Below are 2812 nucleotides of genomic sequence, written 5' to 3'. Positions count from 1 at the left end.
GCGTTGGGGTGCGCCGCGGGGGTCGGGCTGGCCGGGGTCCAGTCCCGCCCCTGCCAGTCGGTCAGGTGCGCGGGGACCTGCTCGGTCATGCCCTCCCACCACACGTCGCCGTCGTCGGTGAGGGCGGTGTTGGTGAAGATGACGTCCCGCTCCAGCATCCGCATCGCGGTCGGGTTCGTCGACCAGCCGGTGCCGGGGGCGACGCCGAAGAAGCCCGCCTCGGGGTTGATGGCTCGCAGCCTGCCGTCGGTGCCGGGGCGCATCCAGGCGATGTCGTCGCCGATCGTCTCCACCCGCCAGCCGGGCAGCGTGGGCCGCAGCATCGCCAGGTTCGTCTTGCCGCAGGCGGAGGGGAAGGCCGCGGCCAGGTGGAAGGTGCGCTGCTCGGGAGAGGTGATCTTCAGCAGCAGCATGTGCTCGGCCAGCCAGCCCTCCTCGCGGGCCATCACCGAGGCGATGCGCAGCGCGAAGCACTTCTTGCCCAGCAGGGCGTTGCCGCCGTAGCCGGAGCCGAAGGAGACGATCTCCCGGCTCTCGGGGAAGTGCGCGACGTACTTGAGGTCGTTGCACGGCCACGGGACGTCCTCGCGGGTGCGGCCCACGGCGTCCACCAGCGGGTGCCCGACGCTGTGCAGGGCCGGCACGAACGGGGTGCCGGGGGTCAGGGCGGCCAGCGCCTGCGCGCCCGTCCGCGTCATGGTGCGCATGCTGACCACGACGTAGGGGGAGTCGGTGATCTGCACGCCGAGCTGGGAGATCGGCCCGCCGACGGGACCCATGGAGAAGGGGACGACGTACATCGTGCGCCCGCGCATGCAGCCGGAGAACACCCCGGCCAGCTCCTCGCGCAGCGCCTCCGGCTCGCGCCAGTTGTTCGTCGGGCCGGCGTCCTCGCGGCGGCGGGAGGCGATGAAGGTGCGCGACTCCACGCGGGCGACGTCGCTCGGCGTGGAGCGGGCCAGGAAGCTGCCCGGGCGCTTGTCGGGGTTCAGCGGGACCAGGGTGCCGGTGGCGACCATGAGCGCGGTGAGGCGGTCGAACTCCTCCTGCGAGCCGTCGCACCAGACGACCCGGTCGGGCTGGGTGAGCAGCGCGGTCCGCTGGACCCAGTCCAGCAGCCCGCGGTGGTCGGTGGGGGTGCCGGACAGCTGCGGTGCGTCCTGAGCGGTCGTCGGGCGGATCGGTGCGGTCGTCACGTCGGCGTGCCTCCTCGTGGTCGGTGGGCCTGTCGTCCTCGCGGTGTTCCGACCCTCACACCTCCCGGCGCCCACGACAACGGCCTCGAGCGGTGAAGAACCGCGGTTCTTCACGTACGGTGAACTCCGTGCCCCGGTTGCGCATCGCCGCGCTCGAACCGTTGACCGACCCCGCCGGTGCCCCGCCCGGCCCGCCGCCGGAGCTGGACGCCCTCACCGTCGGCCGCCGGGTCCGCCACCACCGGCGGGCGCGGGGGTTGACGCTGGCCCGGCTGGGCGAGGCGGTCGGGGTGGCGCCCAGCCACCTGTCGCAGGTGGAGAACGGCAAGCGGGAGCCGCGGCTGTCGCTGGTCGGCGCGCTGGCGCAGGCGCTGGGGACGAGCGCGGCCGACCTGCTGGACGCCGCACCGCCGCCCAGCCGGCGCGCGGCCCTGGAGATCGAGCTGGACCGCGCCCAGCGCGGTCCGCTGGCGCGTTCGCTGGGCCTGGCGCAGGTGCGCGCCAGCCGCTCGCTGCCGATGGAGGCCCTCGAGGCGCTCGTGCAGCTGCACCGCGAGCTCGCCCGCCGCCACGACGCGGCCAACGCCACGCCGGAGGAGGCCCGCCGCGCGAACACCGAGCTGCGGCTGCTGCTGCGCGCGGCCGACAACTACCTGCCGGAGATCGAGGAGGTCGCCGAGGACCTCGTGCGCGCGGCCGGGTACACCGTCGGTGCGCTCACGCACCGGCAGGTGGCGCGGACGGCCGCCGACCTGGGGTTCTCGATCATCCACGTCGACGACCTGCCGCACTCCACCCGCACCGTCACCGACCTCGCCAACGGGCGCATCTACCTGCCGCCGGCCTCCATCCCCGGTGGGCACGGGCTGCGCTCGCTGGCGCTGCAGGCCATCGCGCACCGGGTGCTGGGCCACGAGCGGCCCGCCAGCTACGCGCAGTTCCTGCGCCAGCGGCTGGAGATCAACTACTTCGCCGCGTGCTGCCTGCTGCCGCGCAGCGCCGCGGTGCAGTTCCTGTCCGCGGCCAAGGCCGACAAGGACATCGCCGTGGAGGACTTCCGCGACGCCTTCGGCGTGACCCACGAGGCGGCGGCGCACCGGCTGACGAACCTGCTGACCTCCCACCTGGGGATCCCGCTGCACTTCCTGCGCGTCGGCGACGACGGGGCCCTGTACCGCGGCTACGAGAACGACGGCGTGCCGTTCCCGCAGGACGCCTCCGGCGCCATCGAGGGCCAGCCGGTGTGCCGGCGGTGGACGGCGCGCAGGGTCTTCGACGTGCGCAACCGCACCACCGAGAACTACCAGTACACCGACACTCCGGCGGGCACGTTCTGGTGCTCCAGCCAGACCGGTTCCAGCGCCGACGGCGGTTTCTCGATCACCGTCGGGGTGCCGTACGCGCACGCGAAGTGGTTCCGCGGCCGCGACACCCGCGTCCGCGCGCGCAGCGACTGCCCGGACGCCGGGTGCTGCCGCCGCCCGCCCGCCGACCTCGTCGAGCGCTGGGCGCAGGCGGCCTGGCCCAGCGCCCGGCTGCACGCGCAGACGCTGGCGCCGCTGCCCGCGGGCAGCTTCCCCGGCGTGGACGACCTGGAGGTCTACGCGTTCCTGGCC

2 protein-coding genes are annotated in these 2812 nt (G+C 74.4%); one reads left to right on the top strand and one right to left on the bottom strand.

The genetic code is table 11. The features are described 5' to 3' along the window. Positions 1–1196: phosphoenolpyruvate carboxykinase (GTP) (locus tag GTQ99_RS21825; RefSeq protein ID WP_338075187.1), on the bottom strand; the 1196-nt coding region annotated here is incomplete at its 3' end. Between the two features lie 161 nt (positions 1197–1357). On the opposite strand from GTQ99_RS21825, the gene GTQ99_RS21820 reads away from it, so the two are divergent. Next, positions 1358–2812 (top strand): helix-turn-helix domain-containing protein (locus GTQ99_RS21820; RefSeq protein ID WP_420814606.1); only part of this gene is annotated, 1455 nt, incomplete at its 3' end.

Source organism: Kineococcus vitellinus (assembly GCF_009906315.1).
GTDB lineage: Bacteria > Actinomycetota > Actinomycetes > Actinomycetales > Kineococcaceae > Kineococcus > Kineococcus vitellinus.
The sequence above is the reverse complement of the archived record's forward strand: the minus strand, read 5'-3'. Positions and strand labels throughout refer to the sequence as shown.